Here is a 19973-nt window from a genome sequence, read left to right as displayed (position 1 = left end):
ATTGAGTTTTTTTGTATTCCTTACTGAGAAATGAACCGTTATGACCAGCATCATTGCATGTATATTTTCTATCATGTAAATTGCCAGTCTGATGAACTGGTTTTGTAGAAATGATACTACAAGCATGGCCATCAACTACACAAGACAATGCTGGTATACCAATATTTATCCATGAATAATGAGCTGCAAACAATACGCAATATTGTGAGCAGAAATGACAGGCGAAATGTGAGGACGGTGCTCGATTTAGAAGATAGTCTTGAAATTCCTGATGCCGCCGAACAATCAACGGCTTCCAGAAAAATAGCCAGAGAAAAGCTGCTTCAGATTATGACTGATTTAGCACCCGAAACCTTGGCGGGCATTCGTATCAATCATGTGGATGGCCCGGAGTTCCAAAAAGACCTTGCATGTCTGCAACAAATCAGTTCGCAGTTTAATCACCTTGTTTTACCCAAAGTAAACAGTGCTCCAGATGTTGATGCCTATTACAGTGCCCTGCAACAGGTGGCTTGCCAAGAGTTCATTGTGTTGCTCGAAACAGCAGCCGGCATCAACAACCTCTCCGATATTTTATCGAAGGCAAAAGCATTACAAATCACGAAAATCCATTTCGGGCATTGGGATTACTTTCTCAGCTGTGGCGACTACCCCTTGCCCAATCAAATGCATGCTGAATTTTGGGCGGTAGTAGAACCGCTACTGCAAGCCCTCGAAGCTGAAGGATTCACTTATATACATCCTCCGGTAAACCGGCTTACGGACTATGCATTGCTGAATGCTGTCATCCAATATTTGCACAGCATAAGCAAGGGTTTATGGGGCATTTCAACACTCACCAACGGACAATCGAAAAATGTGCAGCAAACCCCGGCCGGAACAGTTGCATTGCAGTTAGAACAACTGCCGGAAGCGAATAAACTTAACCATGCACAGCAGTTGGTTGCACAATACCAATCGCATCAGTACAGCTTCAGCATCACAGATGATCATGTTTTTATTCCACCGCATGAATACCTTGCAGCCAAACAATATATAGCCAAATGCCACAGCAATTAAACATTCACATTATAGGAGGATGCATGCTGGGGCAAAAAGCCCTCGGCCTGTCCAATTTGTTTTACCGAAAGTACACAGCACAACTACAACAAGCGTTTGGATTGCAGGCAACTGTACGATTAGATGGTCACAATGATTTTGACACGTTACCATACAAGGCTGAGAACATTACGCCAGTTCCGGGTGTACCGCAGGTATTGATCATTCAACTCAGGCCCGGACTGATTTTCCGGCGCTGCAATCTGCTGGTGCCTGCAAAGAAAAAAGGACTGTTTCCTTTTCAATGGAATCCATACATAACAGGCGCAAGCAGTGGTGTAAGCAGCTCTGCTGAAATGAACCTCAGCGACCAGGAAATGGGTGCTGTACACATGACAGGAAAGCTGCAAAAAATACTGGCAACTATCAATGCACTTGCAGGTATGCTGGCGGGCTTTCATCGCAAGGGGGAGCCGTCAAATAGCTGACTTGCTTATTCAAACCGCTGATCGTTGTACACAACAGCATATTCAATTGTTGGTGATTGGTTGTGTCAATAGTTATCAGAACAAACTGATTAGCATTCAATACAAAGCTGTAAACAAACTGCTGCGCCAATACCTGCAGCAAAAAGGCATTCACTACATAGATGTTTTTCCTGCAATGGAAGCCAAAAAAGCAGCCGGAGAATTACTGTTTCTTGAAGACAACTACCACCTCAGTACTGCAGGTCATGCGGTATTAGCCGAAGAACTCTATCGTTCATCATCAAAAACGGTTCATGCATTAACGAGTCTGTAGTGCAGACTCTACTTGTGTTGTAGTATAACCTCAAGAATATGCCAAGCAATCGTGTAGCATAAGTGTTTCTTGTATTTTCGAAATACCTGCAGTCTTTGCTTTCCGCCCACATAGCGCACCTGTCATTGCATGTCTGAAATAGCATGTAATCCACTATTTTCTCCAACCACCTTCATGCAATACCCGCAGGATATCAAAACCAGATTCCCATGCCGGCACAGTTGTGTTTACATATTGCCGGAGGCTGTTTGTTGCAAGCTTCCGCACCACAAGAGTCGTTGTTCTACCAGCACATTCAAGAGCAATTGATGGCACAGTACAATGTGCAAAGCGAGGTGCAGTTATATAGCTATTCCCGCTTCGCTGCTTTGCCCAACATTGTAGCTTCCATTGCCATTACAGCAACGCAAAAACATTTACTGATTATTCAAATCAGGCCCAGCCTGTTGTTTCAGGCTTGCAGCATGTTTTCAAACATTCAGGATGGTTCTTCAACATACAGCAACCGTTGTGACAGCAGCCATACAGGCATACAGGCCTTGTGGAATCAATGGCTTGGTACTGCAAATTGTATTGCCGGTACAATAGCAGGGCAACACAATTCTGCCATTACTCGCATCAACACACATATCACGCATTGTGTGCATTGGTGTCTGCAGCACAACGTGTTGCCTGTTATTCTCGGACCCGTACACAGTTACCTTACATCAGTCCATCGCTTGTATGTCAATAGTATCAACTCCACATTGCATAAAGCTGTAGATAGTACAGGGGGCATTTACATAGATGCCTATGATTTGCTCCAAACAAAGGCGCATAAGCAAAATGATTTCTTCACTGCCTCAGGTTTACAACTCACTGCCGCCGGGCATCGGGAGTTGGCCAATCACTTACTGTCGGTAGCAGGCACTGCCATTGCAAGGCATAGTAAACAATCAAGCACTTCATTTAACCATTCTTTGGCCAATACTCACAACAGCTAGCCAAGGCCTGGAGGGTATCCTCCTTTCTCCATTTTGTTTTCTGGTAATTTGCAGTACAAATACCCTGTATGAAACAACTCAGCAGTAAAGTGTTAGGATTGATTGTGTTGGCTGCCATCGCTATTGTGGCGTACACCATTGGCAAAAGCATGGGTACAAAAGCCAATGACACCAAGCTCATCAACAACTATGCATTTGTAAAAAACATTGTAGAACTGGCCGGCTTACAAGTGAGTGGTACCAGCACTTTTAAAACAACCAATACGGATAGTAGCGGTGGGTTTTGGAGTGGCATCAAAAATGTATTCGCCGAAAATACAGCTACCGTGATGGTGCCTTATACGGCCAAGTATGGGGTGGCACTTTCCGATAGCATTCGCATTGAAGCAGCAGACAGCACTGTAACCATTTTGTTGCCTGCGGCGCAGCTGCTAAGTCTTGAGCTACACATGGACCGCATGGAAACCAGCAGCCGCAAAGGTTTGCTGGTGTTTGAAGAAGATGAGTATTTCAATGCCTTTCAGAAGCGATTGTACAGCGACACTAAAAATCAGCTGGCCGGCAATGCCAATTATTTACAACAAACCACAAAACGCATCGAACAGATATTGACGCAGTATTATCAACCGTTGGGCTACCACGTGAAATGTGTGTTCAAATAAACCTGAATAAAATAGATCAGACAGATCTTAGCATGGGCAAATGTGGTATGCCATCTTCATCATACACATCGCCACACTGCACAAAGCCAAGCGACTCGTAGAATTTTTTGAGGTACAACTGAGCACCAATTTTAATGGGCACATGGCCATACAACGAAAACAAACGTTGAATCGATTCTTCCATCAGTATTTTACCCAAACCTTCGCCCCTTGCCTGTGGTGAAGTTATCACCCGGCCAATTGAAGGATAATCAGGATAAGAAACACCCATTGGTACTATGCGGGTGTATGCCGCCAGCAGATTGCCTTTGTAGCCAAGCAAGTGATGACACATTTGATCCTTGTCATCCATGTCTAAGAACACACAGTTTTGTTCTACTACAAACACTTCACTGCGCAATTTGAGCAAGGCATAAACTTCTGCCGCAGTCAGCGCATCAAATGTTTTGAATTCCCAACGAAGAGCCATAATCCAATTGTTTGTGTACAGGCATCAACACATGCCGTTCAGCAAAGAAAGAATTGTAGCATGAAATCGGCAATTTTGCGGACAATAAATTCTGCTGCACTATGCCCGCTGTGTTATCACTTCATTCATTTTCCATTGTTCGGGACGGGCAAACCATTGTACCTGCCTTCGACCTCAATCTGAAGGCAGGAGAACACCTCGCCATCACCGGCCCATCGGGCAGTGGCAAAACCATGCTGGGACAAGCCATGTGCGGTGCCTTGCAGCACTTCGGCCACAAAGCCTTAGCTGCAGAGAAGCATCCGGTGTTTGTGTCGCAAATGCACCATTTTAAAAACAAATCCAATACCAGTGATATGTATTATCAGCAACGCTACAACAGTTGCGATGCCGATGATGCACTTAGTGCCAGAGAATGGCTCGACAATATAGACAGCACAACACTGCAGCATATAGACCAGTTGTCTGTAGCACATGTATTGGATGAGCCACTTACGCATCTTTCCAATGGTGAACACAAAAAGATGCAACTGGTAAAAGCCCTGCAACAACAACCCGGTTTGCTCGTGCTGGATCGAGCCGTTTATTGGACTGGACGTGGCGTCTCGCCAACACCTGCAAGAAATGCTGGAAACATTGGCCAACAAAGGCGTAACAATTGTACTCATCAGCAGTGGCCATGATTTGCCTGCATGCATCACGCATGTATTACAATTAAGTAAAACAGCAACGCCGGTTTACAGCAGTAAAGATGTATTTCTACAAAATTTTCATCCGGTTACTTTGCAAAATGACTTACAAGAGAAATTAGCACAACTGCAAAGTCTGTTACCAAAAGATAACAATACCAATCTTCATCCGGAAGCTTTGCACATGGAAAACGTGCAGGTGAGTTATGATGGCAAACAGGTATTGCAGCACATCAACTGGACAGTGCAGCATGGCGAACGCTGGTTGGTGTACGGACCTAATGGTGCTGGCAAAAGCACATTGCTCAGCCTCATCACCGCCGACCATCCGCAAGTGTATGCTAACAAAATTTACCTGTATGGCAAACGCCGCGGCAAGGGCGAAACCATTTGGGACATCAAAAAACAAATGGGTTTTGTATCGCCCGAATTGCACTTGTATTTTGAAACCACGGCTTCCGCTTTTGATACCGTCGCCAGTGGCTTGTTTGATACCATTGGATTGTTCAGAAAACTAGCGCCAACACAAGAAGCATTGGTGCAGCAATGGCTGGCGCTGTTTGGCTTTAGCAATCGTGCCCACAAATGGTTGCGCAGCTTTTCGGCTGGTGAGCAACGGCTGCTCTTATTGGCCAGAGCCATGATTAAAAACCCACCCATGCTGGTGCTGGATGAACCTTGTCAGGGACTTGATGAAACACAGGAAGCCAACATGCTACAATGGATAGATGCCCTCTGCCTGCACGGCAACAAAACGCTGATTTTTATTACGCATTATCAACACAGCAAACCTGCCTGCATTACCAAAACGCTGCGGTTGAATAAAGGGAAAATGAATGTTGAATAAGGAATAAGAAAGTGTGTGGCAATTTTATGTTTGGATCTTCTCGAATTTGTAAACAGGAATACTTCCAAACCAAAAACTAAAAACCCCAAACTTGTTAATACCCATACTTCTCACCCCATCTCGATTTCAGAAACTTCCGCAGTTCTTCTTCCCGTGCATTTTTGCCGGGGTCGTAGAGTTTGGTGCCCCGCAGTGCATCCGGAAAATACTCTTGTGCAATAAAGTTGCCTTCGCCCATGTGTGAGTATTGGTATTCTTTTCCGTAGCCCAAATTTTTCATGAGCTTGGTTGGTGCATTGCGGATATGCAACGGCACAGGTTGATCGCCTGTTTTTTCTACCAATGCCAATGCTTCATCAATGGCCATATACGCCGCATTACTCTTGGGCGATGATGCGAGGTAAGTACAACACTGGCCCAATACAATCCGCCCTTCGGGATAACCGAGTTTACGTACTGCATCGTAGCAGGCATTGGCCATTACCATAGCGGTGGGGTTGGCATTACCAATGTCTTCGCTGGCAAAAATGACCATGCGGCGGGCAATGAATTCAATGTCTTCGCCACCGGCAATCATGCGGGCCATCCAATACACCGCAGCATTGGGATCGCTGCCCCGCATACTCTTAATGAAGGCTGAAATAATATCGTAGTGCTGCTCTCCTTTTTTATCATACAGGGCTACCCTGCTTTGCGCCGCATCCATTACTGCCTTGTCAGTAATGAGCAATTCACCACTCTTATTTTTCGATTGCAACGACTGTACAGTTATGTCGAGCAGATTGAGCAGCTTTCGGGCATCGCCGGCACTAATGCGAATCAACGCTTCGGTTTCTTTCAACTGAATAGGCAGCTGTTTCAGCACTTCATCTTTGCTGATGGCTATTTGCAACAGCTGCTCCAGTTCGCTTCGCTCCAATGCCTTCAGCACATACACCTGGCTTCTGCTAAGCAAGGCACTGTTTACTTCGAAAGAAGGATTTTCGGTAGTAGCGCCAATCAGGGTGATGATGCCTTTTTCTACCGCACCCAGCAATGCATCTTGCTGGCTTTTATTGAAGCGATGTATTTCATCAATAAACAAAATAGCACCGCGTTGTTTTTTGGCCACATCAATCACTTCCCGAATTTCTTTTACGCCACTGCTGATGGCAGAAAGCTGATAGAAAGGCAATTGTAAATGATGCGAAATCACATTGGCCAAAGTGGTTTTACCTACGCCGGGAGGTCCCCAGAAAATAATGGAATGAATATGCCCGTGCAGTAAGGCATTGCGAAGCACTGTGCCCTCGCCCACGATGTGTTGCTGTCCCACAATTTCGTCGATGGTTTGTGGACGTAATCGTTCGGCCAGTGGAATATTTGAAGACATGTTTACCGTTTTTGGTTTGTGGTTTATGGTTCAAACTGCATGGCTGTTTTGCCTATGCAAATGAACTCAATTTTATCCTAAACACTTAAGAGGCAGGAATGGAAAACACTCAAATAATGGCATGTTGAACAACGGTTGTTCGCAAACGAAAAACCACAAACCAAAACTAAGAACAGAATACCTATTGCTGCTGTTGCTGCGCCTGCATCCAATCGTTTTGCCAGGGCTCCACTTCGTCCGACGATACCGTTTCGAGTTTTACTTCGTTTACTTCTTCAAACACATGGCCGTCTTCGTAGCCTACAGATACAAACACCGAGAGAGATTGCCGGGCGATGCCTTTAAACGTACCCTTCACAGGTGAGCAATCATTAAAATCGCGGCCGGTGGCCAACACCACATGATAGCCATTTACCCATACGTTGTTGGTAGGGTCAATGCCTACCCAACCATCGCCGGGCGTATAAAATTCAACCCATGCATGGGTAGCACCTTCGCCACGCATGCCGCTTTTGTTGGGGCAAATGTAGCCACTCACATAGCGGGCAGGAATGCCCAAGCTGCGCAGCATCTGCAATAGCACATGTGCAAAATCCTGACACACACCACTTTTGTGTTGCAAAATTTCATCTATGGTAGTTTCAACAGATGTGATGCCCTTTTCATATTTGAAATGCCGGAAAATATATTCGCTGCAAGCCCATGCCATGTGGCGCACATGCTGCACCGGATTGGTGATGCTTTGCAAAATATCATCGATGGCGTCCTGCTCCTGAATACGCTCCGGATCGGCCAGGCGAAGCAGCGCTATATCTAATGCAATGGTATTGCGTAAATCTGCAATCGTGATGTTGTCTTCGGGTGCATAGCCTTTTTGCTCCACCGTTTCCACTGTCATGCGGGTATCGATGGCCAGGGTTTGGTGTGGCTGCAGCACGGTAAAATCGCCCACAGTATTGCCGTAGTAATCTGTAAACGTGGCCACCTGCGGATTGGTGGTAATAAGCAATTCAAACTGGCGTACATGTTGCTGTGCATGCTGCAACGGAAAAATGCGCACCTGACTGACGCTTTCTTTTACCGGCCGGTCGTATTTGTACTGCGTAATATGGTGAATTTGAAATACCGGCATATGGCCTGTTGATTTGCAGGAGGCCGAAACTACCATTGTGGCCCCATGCAGCAGCCTGCTACTTATTCAGGCTGTTGATAAGTAATAAATGCTATGTATATGAAAAGAACAATCGGGAAAACTCAGCCGAAAAATCCCATAGTTGATACCGGATTTTCTGGATGATTTCTTTCAGTTCTTCACCCGTCATGCTGGCGGTGTCTGTAAATTCTACCATGCTTTTCAACCGGCCAAACCGACGTACCAATGCAGCGGCATCGGGGTGCGGGCTTTCATCCACCAAGCGATTGCAGGTATTTTTCAATACGGCGCAAACTGTAAATGACGCTGCGAGGAAAATCGGGATTGAAAATAGCCTGACAAATTACCTGACGGCTATGATGTGTACCACGGTTGTTTTTGAGGTACAGCTCGTAACCCGATAAGGCGTACAACAACCGCCGCCAATACAACAGGTCATCATTTTTTTCCAAATCGTATTGCATGGGTTGCAGGTAAGCGTCGGTCAAATCGATGGTTTGCAAACTGCGTTCTATAAACTTGCCAAGGTTCATAAACTCCCAGCCCAAACCGCGGGGCATGGTGCTGTCTACAATACCGTTGTACAGCAGGCAATGCTTTTCCAACTGGTCCAGCACTTTCAAGGTTTCTTCACCTTTCAAGCGGTTAGCCAGGCCTTCGTTGGTAATAAAATGATACATACTATTGACCTGCTCCCACAGCTCTTTGGTCACCCTGTCCTGCGAACCCCGGGCGTTTTCACGGGCCTTGCTTAGCAGCACTTTCAACGAGTTGATGTTGGCGGCATCTTCAATAATGAAACGCAACAATTGTATCGGATCTTGTTGCAATGCTTTGGCTTCTTCATCTTTTACGGATGTAAAACTTTTGAGCAACGGACCGTAGCCCAATGTATCACCTTCCCATGCATCAAAACCCAAAATGTAAAAATAACGGGTAGCCCTTGCCAGCCCGTCGGCCCGCTCCATATAGCGGTTCAGCCAAAACATATTGTCTGCAATTCTGCTCAGCATCATAAAAAACTGTTTGATGTTTTTTGTTTTTGGTTTGAAGCAGATACCACTCTGATGTCAAACCAATCAACGAATCAACCTACTCCTCTAAATCCACTATCCATGTATCCTTACTGCCGCCGCCCTGGCTGCTGTTTACCACAAGGCTTCCTTTGCGCAGGGCCACACGGGTAAGCCCACCAGGTACAATTTCAATGCCATCGGGGCCACACAATGCATAGGGCCGCAGGTCTACGTGGCGGCTTTCCAGTTTGCCATCTACCAGGCAAGGCACTGTGCTGAGTTGTATAATGGGTTGCGCAATAAAATTGCGGGGGTTGTCCAAAATCGCATTCTTCAAATCGTTGAGTTCAGCATCGCTGGCTTTGTTGCCCATTACCAATCCGTAGCCTCCGCTTTGGTTGGTTTGTTTTACCACCATGCTGCTCAAATTTTCAAATACATGTTTGCGTTCGTCCTCATTTTCCATACGGTAAGTGGGCACGTTCGACAAAATGGCTTCCTCATTGAGGTAGTACTTAATCATATCGGGCACATATGCATACACAGCTTTGTCGTCGGCCACGCCATTGCCAATAGCATTCACCAAGGCCACATTACCCTTGCGATATGCACTCATAATACCGGGTACCCCCAGCACACTATCGGGGCGAAACACCAACGGATCTATAAAGTCATCATCAATTCGGCGATAGATAACATCCACGGGTTGCAGCCCGGCAGTTGTTTTCATAAATACCTTTTGGTTGTCTACCACCAAATCGCGGCCTTCAACCAGCGGTATACCCATGGTACGGGCCAAAAAAGTATGTTCGTAATAAGCAGAGTTGTATACCCCGGGGGTCAGAATGACCACATTGGGTTGGTCTACCGGCCGCGGCGATAATGACGATAAAATATTGAGCAGCTTCACCGGATAGTTGTTCACCATCCGCACCTGATTTTGCGCCAGCATATCCGGAAAAATGCGCTTCGTTACTTCCCTGTTTTCGAGCATGTAGCTCACACCACTGGGCGTACGCAGGTTGTCTTCCAGTACATAAAATTTGCCATCGTTGCCCCGAATCAAATCAATGCCACTGATGTGCACATAAATATCATGAGGCACTTTAATGCCCACCGCTTCTTTCAAAAAATGCGGGCAACTGGCAATCAGCGCTGCAGGTATTATGCCATCCTTTATAATCTGCTGATCGTTGTAGATGTCTTTCAAAAACATGTTGAGTGCTTTCAGCCGTTGCTGAATGCCTTTTTCTACATGATCCCATTCTTTGCCTGTAATGATACGGGGAATAATATCGAAAGGAAAAATACGTTCGATGCCTTTGTTGTCGCTGTATACGGTAAACGTAATACCCTGGTTCATGAAAAAGTCTGCCGCTTGCAAATCCTTTGCCCGAAGGTCATCCCACGACATTTGCTGCAAGGCTTCGTACACCTGCTTGTAGCGGGCACGTACACCTTCGGATGCAAACATTTCATCCCATATTACCTGATTGGCAGGCATGTTGCTCATAGGCACAGTTGTTTTTTGAACGTCACAGTTTTAATTGGTCAGTAAATGGAGGCGGCAACAGGTACAAAGGCAGGAACAGGGCGGGTTGCATGCAGTGCAAGGGCAAACCAACAGCGGTATTGCTTCAATTGCACAAACTCCAAACGCATTGTTCCTCAGCCATGCAGCTGCCAGACTACATTTTCTGAGGGGATTGATATGCACTGTTGCCCATACAAGCAGCAGCACCTATCCTTTTCCATTTGGCAGCATTCGTTGGTTCGGAAATTAGGGAAAAAATAAATAGCAAGTTGTCCTCCTGCTAAAATTAGGAGGGCTGGCAGACAATAGACATTTCAGTAAATGAATGGCGCTACAAAAAAGCAGATTCTACTTTGAAAAATAGGCTGCATATCTTTTTGCAGCACAAAGCCCAATACGATATGCACGACCAACAGGCTGCTCAGTGCTGTAGAAATGATGAGTACCCATTTTACCAACAATTGCAAATCGTAGGAAGGTGCACCGGGTGTTTGTGCCATCGCTTCGGCCAACTGATCGATGACCAATTTAATTTGTTCAGGATTGAGCAGGAGCAACACACTTTGGCCAATATTGAGCAATGCGATGGCTCCTGTTACAAAAGCATTTACCCGTATCCAATCCCGTAGCCTTGCTTTTACAGCCTGCTGCTGTACAATTACTTTTTGCACAAAAGAAAAACTGGCAAACACGTAAATGATCATGGCAACAATAATAAACGTGGGCAACAACAATGCTGGCTGGCCAAGAGCCATCATAAAAAATGAAAGAGCACTCAGGCTAAGCAATACAGCTACAGGTAAAAACAGATAGGTTAATATGCGGTAAATAAACGTCATGATTGTTCGATTAATACAATGGTTTTTCTAAAGGATTGTTCAGTTGTGTCAGCATTAGTTCTTCAGCTTCCATTTTTGCAAACCGTAGTTCAAAATAGGCTTTAATACTCAGCAAATAGTTGGTGAGTGCCAATAAGGCGCAACACAACAGCACCATAAAAATGCGGTAGAATGCAGCTTCTATCGGACGTTGGGTAATCTTTTCCATTTGCAAGTATGAATAAAAGGATGCCCCTGAAATAAACAGCTGAATGACAAACGCAACTGTTGCTGCAGCCAGCGTCCAACCCATTTTCCGTAGCGGATACAAACCATCCATTCCTGTATCGCTACGCATCAGCGAAGCCACCGCTTTCAATTGTCCGTAAGCGCTATACAATACCAAGCAAACCCCAAATGCAAACGGCCACTGTTGCCCAAAAATCTTCCGACCACCAGTTGATTGGTTCGTCTGCCAAAGAATACAATAACAGACCGAACAACAGCACAGCAAATGCGCTTTGCAACAGGGCTGTTACCCTTAGCAAATACCATTTCCAGCGGTTGCGTTGTTGTTGCATATCGGATGTGCCCTTATGCCGGCTTGATGTGCAGCTCTGCGTATTGCTTGGCAGCAATTTCTCCCGGTGCATCCAGCATTACATCGCGGCCTGCATTGTTTTTGGGGAAAGCAATGAAATCACGGATGCTTTCGCTACCACCGAGGATGGCGCAGAGGCGGTCGAAGCCAAAAGCCAAACCACCATGCGGCGGTGCACCGTATTCAAACGCACCGAGCAGGAAGCCGAACTTTTCTTTTTGCTCATGCTCATCTAAACCAAGGGCGGCAAACATCTTTTCCTGCAATTCTCTTTGGAAAATGCGGATGCTGCCACCGCCAATCTCGTTGCCATTCAGCACCAAATCGTACGCATTGGCCTTGATACGGGCATACGGATGTTCGAGGTATTTATCGAGGTCTTCCACCTTGGGCCCGTTCTCAATCATGATGGAAATATGATCGGGCTTGGGACTGGTAAACGGATGGTGACGGGCCACCCAACGGCCTGCTCCACCGCCGTCCTGGTCTTCCAGCGCAAATTCAAACAACGGGAAGTCGATCACCCACAGCATTTTGAACACTTCGGGATTGCGCAGGCCCAAACGCTCTGCCATTTCGAGGCGCAGCGTACTTGTTGCTTTGCGGGTGAGTTCTTCTTTGCCCGCCAATATCAAAATCAAATCGCCTGCCTTGGCATTGGCCGCTTCAGAAATGGCTTTCAGTTTGTCTTCGCTATAAAATTTATCAACGCTACTCTTGAAAGTGCCATCGGCATTGCACTTGATGTTCACCAAACCCTGCATGCCAATTTGTGGCCGCTTCACCCACTCGGTGAGTTCATCAATTTGCTTGCGGGTATATTCTGCAGCACCAGGCACAGCAATGGCGAGGACTGTCTCCGCATTATCAAACACACCAAAGCCGGCACCTTCAATCAGGTCACGGCTGTCTTTGTAATCAACCAGCACATGGTGCGGCTTCTTCAGGTTCAGCAACCGCATGTCGAAACGAATATCGGGCTTATCGTTGCCGTAGTTCCACAGTGCATCGTCGTAAGTCATGCGCTGTACGGCTTCGCTGTAATCGATACCTTTTACGGTTTTGAAAATGTATTTCACCAAACCCTCAAACATGTTGAGGATATCGTTTTGCTCTACGAAACTCATTTCACAGTCTATCTGTGTAAACTCAGGCTGGCGGTCGGCTCGCAGGTCTTCATCGCGGAAGCATTTTACAATTTGATAGTAGCGGTCATAGCCACTCACCATCAGCAGTTGCTTAAAGGTTTGCGGACTTTGCGGCAGCGCATAAAACTGTCCGGCATTCATACGGCTGGGCACTACAAAATCACGGGCCCCTTCGGGAGTGCTCTTGATGAGAAAAGGCGTTTCAATATCCATGAAACTATTCTGGTGCAGATAATCTCGTGTGGCACGGTTTACCGCATAGCGCAGCTCAATATTTTTCTTCACTGCATTGCGGCGCAGGTCGAGGTAGCGGTATTTCATCCGCAGGTCGTCGCCACCATCGGTATCGTCCTGAATGGTGAAGGGTGGCGTAGCGGCTTTGTTGAGAATGCTGAATTCGCTGACGGCAATTTCTACATCGCCGGTAGCAATGTTGGCGTTTTTGCTGGTTCTTTCGCGTACCAGGCCTTTTGCCTGCAGCACAAACTCACGGCCCAGCGGATTGCTGTCGAGCTGGTCATTCAAGGTTTCGGCAAATACCAGCTGCGTAATGCCGTAGCGGTCACGCAGGTCTACGAAGGTGATGGCGCCAAATTTGCGTACGGTTTGCACCCAGCCGGCCAGGGTTACTTCGGTGCCGGCATGTTCCAGTCTCAATTCGCCACAAGTATGTGTTCTGTACATGATGTATGATTTCTGATTGCTGATGTCTGATTTGTAGAATCACGTAAGATTCAATCCCAACGAGGCTTAGCCCCCTTTAGGGGGTTGGGGGTTGGGCCGCAAATGTACGGCAAGGCGGGCAAGCAGGCATGGCAAAACTGCCAGAAAACAGCAGTTGCCACAACCTGATGAATAAAAAAACCAGCAACCCTTCCAACCATCGTTCCTGTTTCGCCCTCTTTCTGTACAGCGAAGCTGATTTTTTGCCGTGCCGGCAATGAATGCCGGATAGCTGCTGCGGTGGCACGTTTCAAACAAATAGATATGCGAGGGATACTTTGTTGTTGTTGGATAATAGCTGTAATGATGATGCCTGCCCGGGCACAACGAGACCAGCAAAGCAGTTTGCATTTTTTACAAAACCAGAAAGCCTTCACGCACTACAAAGCCGCGTACCGCATTCCGGCTGACAGCATGGCCAAATGGACATTGCAGGAACGCATCAACTTTGACTACATCAATCAATTGCAACCCGCCTGGGTAGGTTACGACAGCATTCAGTACAGCGATATTCCTTTGCCCAATGGCCACTTTGTGTGGGTACGTGCCGTGGCAGAAAGCCTGCATGCCTGGCTGGATGTTCGCACCGGATTGTCTTTCAACAACATTGCCAACGGCGATCAAAGATTGCTCACTGTGTACAATCTGCAAGGCGAAGTTCCTGCACAAATGCAAGCTAGTTTACAGGGCAAAAAACTCAAATGGTCGGCACAGTCTGCCGGCTTTGTTTTGCCTAAGCGAAAGAAAGACATGGACGATCGCCTGCTGATCATTAGCACCGCTACAGATACACTCATTAGCTGGCTGAGCTATGAGCCACCATATCGGTATCATTATCAAAAACCGTTGCGCCAATGGCCGGTCATTAAACAAGTATTGAATACAGGCAGAAAAATTAGCCGCATTTTTTCTGGCGATACTTACTACAACAGCAACAAAAGCCGCCGCCAATTATACAGAGGTTTTGTGCTTTTCAACAAGCCGCTGTACAAGCCAGCGGATACGCTCAAATTCAAAGCATGGATTACAGACAGAAAAGGCAATCCCGTACACAGCACACAAACCGTGAGCATACAGTACTACTACAAAAAAAGCAGCAAAAAAATAGAACTTGGCCAATTGGAACCTACCGTACCCGGCAGCTACCACATGAGCTGGCCACTGCCCGACAGCCTGCCCATGGATGTGCAGTACGAGCTGTATTTGCAAGGCCCCAAGACCTACAATAAGCTCAACAGCAGTTTTAAAACGGAAGAGTATCAGCTGCCTGATATTTCCAGCTTCAGTGTAAGCACGTTACAAAACTGGTGGCTGCGCAAAGACAGCCTGCGCATTTCACTGGAAGCCAAAGATGCCAGTGGCATCCTGCTGCCCGATGGTAGTGTGGAGCTGTTGCTTACCCGAAAAACGCTGCAGCATTTTTACCCCGATAGTTTGTTTGTACCTGATACACTTTGGCGTACAAAAATAGCCTTGCTTACAGATGGCCCTACGCAAGTGTACATTCCTGCGTATGCATTACCAGAGGCTAATATCGAAACTCAATTGTTTGCACAACTTCGCAATAGCTCGAATGAATTGAAGGAGCAACAACTTACCCTTACCCACTATGCCCGGCAGCAGCGCATTGTAATTGAACGCAGCAGCGATAGCCTGCACATTCGATTTGAAACGGATGGCGTACCCACTGTGGCTACAGCACGAATAGAAAGCATGGAAGATTGGTACAATCTCGATACGGTGGTGCAGCTGCCATTGAGCATGCGTATTCATCCCATGGCCAACGATTATGATGTAACAGTGCTGGATGCGCTGGGCAAAAAAGTAGTATCAGAAAATTACGACCTGTCGAAAATGAGGACTACGCCTGCTATCAGCAACACATCCAAAGGCGACACGGTAAGTTTTGTCATCAGTAATCCAACCGGCATGCCGGTGTGGTTGGCCGTTACCAAAAACAAAGGCCGCATCCAACGCATGATGCTGCGCCAAACCACCTACAGCTGGCAACAACATGCCCGCAAAGGCGACCGCTATTTGGTACAGGTTAATTATTGGGAAGGCGATCAGGAACGATTGCTCACTGAAAGACTGCAACTGCAATACAACCTGCTGCAGGTAACTCCCAACATAGCGCCTACTGCGCAACCAGGTGCAGCAGATACACTCACAGTAAAAGTAACCGACTACAAAGGCAAGCCTGTAGCCCATGCCAACCTTACTGCCGTGGCCAACAACACTCAATTGCAACAGCATTTTCGCTACCCCGACATGCCCGTTCGTATAAGGCTGAAGCGCTACAAAAAAGTAGTGCAGCCCGGTGAATTTGACAACAGTGAAATAGCATTCAAAACAGATACTGTGGCAACGAGATTTGCGCAAATACTTCATCAGCTGCATGGCGATACCATGTTTTATTACCAACGACTAATGGATACCGGCGCCATCCGCATTGTGCGTTCACCTCTTAACAATGCATATCCTGAGGCAAGCATTTACGCCATAGAAAAAGGAAAGCCCGCAGCTATTTATGTTACCCATATAAATAATCTTCCTGTACATATGTGGTGGCAAAATGCCATACAGGCCAACAGCAACATTGTCTATCCCGGTTACAGCAAAATCAGCCTGCGCACCTGGAACAAACTCATTGAGATAGACAGCGTATACATGCAGCCTTACCAAAAACACGATGTGTTTATTCAGTTGGATAGTGCGGCATGGCATCCACACGTACGCATTACACCCATGCCCGACACCTTGACCCATGCAGAGAAAACTCAGCTGCAGCGCTATTTCATACAAATTGAAAACGACCGCAACAGCAGCGGCGCCTGGCTGTGGAATTATAGTTTGCAAGCAAAACTTTCTTATGCCAATGGCACTTACATCGCCGGTCCATTCATGACATTCGATAGTATTACCATTTACAACAGCAGCACTAACCTCCACACCAAATTTCCTTTTGAAAGCAACTACCGCTACCGCATTTCACAACATCTGGTTCGGTTAGAAAAAACGGACTTACTGCCCGGCAAAATAAAGCTGCGTAATCAATCTATGCCTTGGCGTTTGGGAGATACCACCTGGCATTATGACTTGCCTTTGGCAGAAAAGAAAGTTGCAGATACAAGAAGAAACTTCAGCAACTATCTGTATCAATCCTACAGCACCGACCGCAGGCATGGCAGTTTGCATTTGCAATACAAAACAGATAGCAGCATTCGGTTTACCATCCTCATCAAAGCGGGTCAATACAATACAGCCATGGTATTTAATGGCCAACCCAATATCATTCACCAATTGGATACCGGTTACTATCAACTGGTGCTGGTAGACAAACATGATTTTGGTTTCAATACAGCACCATTTTACATACACCCTGCAGGCGCCAATGCATTGCGTATTCATGCAACAGCATTTACCGCTACCAATGCAGCAGCCTACGAAATATACGCTGCACAACACCGTAGAGAATTTGAAAAATGGCAACAGCAATCCACAAAACAAGAAGAATCAACCACTAAAATAGAAGAAGTGTTGCCGGGCTTGGCCAGTATTTCCGGAAAAGTAACGGACGCAGTAACGGGCATGCCACTGGCAGGTGTAACGGTGCAGTTGAAAAACACCAACCGTACAGTGAGCACCGGAGCCGATGGCATGTATCAATTCAGCAATATTGCCAGTGCACAGTATACGCTGGTATTTCAATACGTTGGGTATGGAACACTGGAACGACAGCACTTTGCCCGCTTGTATGCCGACAATGCCGTGGATGCTGCCTTGCATGTATCACATAGCTCTTTGGATGAAGTAGTGGTAGTAGGCTATGGTTCAGTCAAAAAAGAAGCATAACAGCCAGTGTAACAACTATTTCTGGCAACGCACTACAAGGAAAAGTAGCGGGTGTAACGGTTACCAGCAACAGCGGCGCCATGGCAGAAACCAGCATTCAGATAAGAGGCGCTGGCAGCATAAGCGGCGACAATACACCACTCTATGTAGTAGATGGTATACTCATGGATGCGATGCCCGGCAACCTCGACCCTAACACGGTGACTATTGAAGTATTGAAAGCTGCAGTGGGCACTGCTATCTATGGCAGTCGTGCTGCCAATGGTGTAATTGTGATTACAACAGGCGGCAACAAAGCCCCCGCCATTCGTACCAGGTTTAGTGATGATGCTTACTTTTTGCCCGATGCCAGCACCGACAAAAAAGGGTTTGCCCGTATACCTATTCGTTACCCAGAAAACATCACCGGTTGGCAGCATGTGGTATATGCCGCTGCGCCCAAGGGTAAATATGGCAGTGCCGCCATTGTAAGCAAAACCTTCAAACTATTGCAAGGCATATTGCAGGTGCCTGCCTTCCTTACTGAAGGTGACAGCATTTACCTGAGCGGTAAAGCCATCAACTACAGCCAGCAAACAAAGCAGATCAAGACCAGCTTTGGCATGCGTGGACAACAAACCACACAAACAGTGCTGGCCAATGAAGGCCAATCAGCCATCAGTTATTTTGGCATCAAAGCACCAAGCTGCATTTGATACGCTTACAGTACAATTCACTGTGGCAGATAGTCTTCGCAACAGCGATGGTGAAGAAAGAACCATTCCTGTTTTGCCCGCCGGCACTCTCGATACCAAGGGACGTTTTTTTGTACTCGACAATGACACCAGCTTTACGTACACACCTGACTACACAGATGCACCACTGCAGGTATACACCGAAAACAACCTGCTCAACCTGTTGGAAAAAGAGTTGGAATCACTGCGCAATTATCCGCAGGCATGTATGGAACAAACCGCTAACAAAATGTGGGGATTGCTCATGATGAAACAAATCAATGAGCGGATGAACAAACCATTTAAGTACGACAAGCAAATTGCACAACTGCAAACCCGTTTGCTCGAAAACCAACAGTACGGTGGCGGCTGGGGCTGGTGGGAAAAATCATCGCCCAACCTCTACATTACCACCAAAGTATTGCAGGCATTGCGCCATGCCGATACAACGGCCAGCGTAAAACAGGCCATACGGGAAGGATACATTTACCTGCAAAATGAACTACCCAAAACAGAGAGACTAGCGAAACTCGAAGCCCTGTACTGCCTAAGCGAAGGCGGCCATATTTACCCCTATCAGTTTGCACTCGATAGCATACCCTTTGATAGCCTGCACATACATGCTCAATGGCAGTATGTACGCATTAAGCAAAAGGCGGGACTACCGTATAGCAAAGAGATAGCCAAACTCTGGCAACTAAAACAACAAACGTTTACCGGCAGTTTGTATTGGGGCGAAGACAACTGGCTGTGGTACCGCAACCGCCAAAGCACCATGGTGATTGCAGCCAAAACCATAGCTGCGGATAGTAACTATCGCCGGTACAGTCCGCAAATCAAACAATACTTTATAGCAGAAAAGAAATCGGTGTACTACCGCAATACAGTGGAGCAGGCAGAAATCATCAACCTGTTGTTGAGTGATGCCATGGCTAAGAAATTGCAATCGAACAGCAGCACCACACTACAGGTAAACGAGCACAGATTTACGCAGTTTCCTAACACTGCAAAATTGCCTGGCAACGGCATTGTTCACATTCGCAAAGAAGGCCCAGGGCTGGTGTACCTTGGCCTGTCTCAGCAAAAGCATGTGGTGCCGCAAGTAGCAAAAGATTCCCTCTTTGCCGTGCATACCCGATTGCTGAGCAAGCAAGGCGATACGCTACAACTACAACAAGTAAAAAGCGGTACAACCGTTATATTAGAAGTAACCGTACAAGCCAATAAAGACGGCGAATATGTGCAGCTCGATATCCCCATTCCGGCGGGTTGCAGCTACCACAGCAAGCCGGCCAGCTATTGGAACGAACACCGGGAATACCGTAAAGAAAAACTGAGTGTGTTTATTGAAAAACTGCCCGCCGGTACCCATCGCTACCGCTTAGAACTCGACACAAGGTTCAACGGCGTTTTCCGGCTCAATCCGGCTCGTATTGCACTCATGTATTTCCCCGTGTTTGAGGGATACAACCGGATGCAGCAGGTGAGGATAAGTAAATAAGGAATAAGAAAATAGCATGGGCACATTACGCCAGCCACAAATCAACATGT

The 19973-nt window shown here is 46.7% G+C and carries 19 protein-coding genes; 10 read left to right on the top strand and 9 right to left on the bottom strand.

What is annotated here, in order from left to right:
* The first annotated feature begins 171 nt into the window (after nt 1-171).
* The 5 genes from GLV81_RS03315 (at nt 172) to GLV81_RS03295 (ending at nt 3484) form a co-directional block, all read left to right on the top strand.
* Entirely contained in the window at nt 172-1059 is an 888-nt protein-coding gene (locus tag GLV81_RS03315) for an aldolase/citrate lyase family protein (RefSeq protein WP_197428894.1), read from the top strand.
* Nucleotides 1044-1526 carry a hypothetical protein gene (locus GLV81_RS03310; protein WP_157476858.1) on the top strand — a complete coding sequence of 161 codons (483 nt, stop codon included), beginning with the start codon at nt 1044-1046 and terminating at the stop codon, nt 1524-1526. Before GLV81_RS03315 ends, GLV81_RS03310 begins: the two co-directional genes overlap by 16 nt.
* Before the next feature lies 1 nt (nt 1527).
* Nucleotides 1528-1839, top strand: a complete 312-nt coding sequence (locus GLV81_RS03305; protein WP_197428893.1) for an SGNH/GDSL hydrolase family protein — start codon at nt 1528-1530, stop codon at nt 1837-1839.
* Between the two features lie 209 nt (nt 1840-2048).
* Entirely contained in the window at nt 2049-2822 is a 774-nt protein-coding gene (locus GLV81_RS03300; RefSeq protein WP_157476854.1) for a hypothetical protein, read from the top strand.
* 68 nt (nt 2823-2890) lie between these two features.
* Nucleotides 2891-3484: a DUF4230 domain-containing protein gene (locus GLV81_RS03295; RefSeq protein ID WP_157476852.1), complete on the top strand. Its 594-nt coding sequence runs from the start codon at nt 2891-2893 to the stop codon at nt 3482-3484.
* A gap of 16 nt (nt 3485-3500) precedes the next feature.
* Here GLV81_RS03295 and GLV81_RS03290 read toward each other — a convergent pair whose 3' ends face one another.
* Complete coding sequence (locus tag GLV81_RS03290) at nt 3501-3953, bottom strand: GNAT family N-acetyltransferase (RefSeq protein WP_157476850.1); 453 nt, start codon at nt 3951-3953, stop codon at nt 3501-3503.
* Nucleotides 3954-4054: 101 nt separating this feature from the next.
* On the opposite strand from GLV81_RS03290, the gene GLV81_RS03285 reads away from it, so the two are divergent.
* Nucleotides 4055-4636 (top strand): ATP-binding cassette domain-containing protein, encoded by a 582-nt coding sequence (locus tag GLV81_RS03285; RefSeq protein WP_157476848.1) that lies wholly within the window; start codon nt 4055-4057, stop codon nt 4634-4636.
* Nucleotides 4578-5489, top strand: a complete 912-nt coding sequence (locus GLV81_RS03280; RefSeq protein ID WP_157476843.1) for an ABC transporter ATP-binding protein — start codon at nt 4578-4580, stop codon at nt 5487-5489. The genes GLV81_RS03285 and GLV81_RS03280 overlap by 59 nt, the downstream gene beginning before the upstream one ends.
* 94 nt (nt 5490-5583) lie before the next feature.
* Here GLV81_RS03280 and GLV81_RS03275 read toward each other — a convergent pair whose 3' ends face one another.
* From GLV81_RS03275 to aspS, 8 genes are all read right to left on the bottom strand, one after another.
* Nucleotides 5584-6861, bottom strand: a complete 1278-nt coding sequence (locus GLV81_RS03275) for a replication-associated recombination protein A (protein WP_157476840.1) — start codon at nt 6859-6861, stop codon at nt 5584-5586.
* Nucleotides 6862-7042: 181 nt separating this feature from the next.
* On the bottom strand, nt 7043-7993 hold the full coding sequence (locus GLV81_RS03270; protein WP_157476837.1) for a transglutaminase family protein: 951 nt from the start codon (nt 7991-7993) through the stop codon (nt 7043-7045).
* 91 nt (nt 7994-8084) lie between these two features.
* Nucleotides 8085-8276: a hypothetical protein gene (locus GLV81_RS03265; RefSeq protein WP_157476835.1), complete on the bottom strand. Its 192-nt coding sequence runs from the start codon at nt 8274-8276 to the stop codon at nt 8085-8087.
* A complete protein-coding gene (locus GLV81_RS03260; protein WP_157476833.1) occupies nt 8266-9030 on the bottom strand; it encodes an alpha-E domain-containing protein in 765 nt (254 codons plus the stop codon). The genes GLV81_RS03265 and GLV81_RS03260 overlap by 11 nt, the downstream gene beginning before the upstream one ends.
* 76 nt (nt 9031-9106) lie before the next feature.
* Complete coding sequence (locus GLV81_RS03255; protein WP_157476831.1) at nt 9107-10543, bottom strand: circularly permuted type 2 ATP-grasp protein; 1437 nt, start codon at nt 10541-10543, stop codon at nt 9107-9109.
* Between the two features lie 335 nt (nt 10544-10878).
* Nucleotides 10879-11403: a hypothetical protein gene (locus GLV81_RS03250; protein ID WP_157476829.1), complete on the bottom strand. Its 525-nt coding sequence runs from the start codon at nt 11401-11403 to the stop codon at nt 10879-10881.
* A 10-nt stretch (nt 11404-11413) separates the two neighbouring features.
* Nucleotides 11414-11788, bottom strand: a complete 375-nt coding sequence (locus GLV81_RS03245; RefSeq protein WP_157476827.1) for a hypothetical protein — start codon at nt 11786-11788, stop codon at nt 11414-11416.
* Between the two features lie 188 nt (nt 11789-11976).
* Nucleotides 11977-13815: an aspartate--tRNA ligase gene (gene aspS, locus GLV81_RS03240; RefSeq protein ID WP_157476825.1), complete on the bottom strand. Its 1839-nt coding sequence runs from the start codon at nt 13813-13815 to the stop codon at nt 11977-11979.
* A 303-nt stretch (nt 13816-14118) separates the two neighbouring features.
* On the opposite strand from aspS, the gene GLV81_RS03235 reads away from it, so the two are divergent.
* Genes GLV81_RS03235 through GLV81_RS03225 form a run of 3 tightly spaced genes read left to right on the top strand, consistent with a single transcriptional unit; the run spans nt 14119 to nt 19923 of the window.
* Nucleotides 14119-17709, top strand: a complete 3591-nt coding sequence (locus GLV81_RS03235; RefSeq protein ID WP_157476823.1) for a carboxypeptidase-like regulatory domain-containing protein — start codon at nt 14119-14121, stop codon at nt 17707-17709.
* Nucleotides 17706-18404 carry a TonB-dependent receptor plug domain-containing protein gene (locus GLV81_RS03230; RefSeq protein ID WP_343030644.1) on the top strand — a complete coding sequence of 233 codons (699 nt, stop codon included), beginning with the start codon at nt 17706-17708 and terminating at the stop codon, nt 18402-18404. The genes GLV81_RS03235 and GLV81_RS03230 overlap by 4 nt, the downstream gene beginning before the upstream one ends.
* Nucleotides 18349-19923 (top strand): alpha-2-macroglobulin family protein, encoded by a 1575-nt coding sequence (locus tag GLV81_RS03225; RefSeq protein WP_197428892.1) that lies wholly within the window; start codon nt 18349-18351, stop codon nt 19921-19923. Before GLV81_RS03230 ends, GLV81_RS03225 begins: the two co-directional genes overlap by 56 nt.
* Nucleotides 19924-19973: the final 50 nt, after the last annotated feature.

This window comes from Phnomibacter ginsenosidimutans (assembly GCF_009740285.1).
Lineage (GTDB): Bacteria > Bacteroidota > Bacteroidia > Chitinophagales > Chitinophagaceae > Phnomibacter > Phnomibacter ginsenosidimutans.
This window is presented reverse-complemented; position numbering and strand designations above follow the sequence as displayed.

Excerpts from the sequence above, each read along its gene's own strand:
- GLV81_RS03310 (WP_157476858.1), top strand. The coding sequence starts at position 1,044 with ATGCCACAGCAATTAAACATTCACATTATAGGAGGATGCATGCTGGGG.
- GLV81_RS03280 (WP_157476843.1), top strand. The coding sequence starts at position 4,578 with ATGCTGGAAACATTGGCCAACAAAGGCGTAACAATTGTACTCATCAGC.
- GLV81_RS03270 (WP_157476837.1), bottom strand. The coding sequence starts at position 7,993 with ATGCCGGTATTTCAAATTCACCATATTACGCAGTACAAATACGACCGG.
- GLV81_RS03315 (WP_197428894.1), top strand. The coding sequence starts at position 172 with ATGAATAATGAGCTGCAAACAATACGCAATATTGTGAGCAGAAATGAC.
- GLV81_RS03300 (WP_157476854.1), top strand. The coding sequence starts at position 2,049 with ATGCCGGCACAGTTGTGTTTACATATTGCCGGAGGCTGTTTGTTGCAA.
- GLV81_RS03255 (WP_157476831.1), bottom strand. The coding sequence starts at position 10,543 with ATGAGCAACATGCCTGCCAATCAGGTAATATGGGATGAAATGTTTGCA.
- GLV81_RS03295 (WP_157476852.1), top strand. The coding sequence starts at position 2,891 with ATGAAACAACTCAGCAGTAAAGTGTTAGGATTGATTGTGTTGGCTGCC.
- GLV81_RS03225 (WP_197428892.1), top strand. The coding sequence starts at position 18,349 with ATGAAGGCCAATCAGCCATCAGTTATTTTGGCATCAAAGCACCAAGCT.
- aspS (WP_157476825.1), bottom strand. The coding sequence starts at position 13,815 with ATGTACAGAACACATACTTGTGGCGAATTGAGACTGGAACATGCCGGC.
- GLV81_RS03235 (WP_157476823.1), top strand. The coding sequence starts at position 14,119 with ATGCGAGGGATACTTTGTTGTTGTTGGATAATAGCTGTAATGATGATG.
- GLV81_RS03275 (WP_157476840.1), bottom strand. The coding sequence starts at position 6,861 with ATGTCTTCAAATATTCCACTGGCCGAACGATTACGTCCACAAACCATC.
- GLV81_RS03290 (WP_157476850.1), bottom strand. The coding sequence starts at position 3,953 with ATGGCTCTTCGTTGGGAATTCAAAACATTTGATGCGCTGACTGCGGCA.
- GLV81_RS03285 (WP_157476848.1), top strand. The coding sequence starts at position 4,055 with ATGCCCGCTGTGTTATCACTTCATTCATTTTCCATTGTTCGGGACGGG.
- GLV81_RS03260 (WP_157476833.1), bottom strand. The coding sequence starts at position 9,030 with ATGATGCTGAGCAGAATTGCAGACAATATGTTTTGGCTGAACCGCTAT.
- GLV81_RS03250 (WP_157476829.1), bottom strand. The coding sequence starts at position 11,403 with ATGACGTTTATTTACCGCATATTAACCTATCTGTTTTTACCTGTAGCT.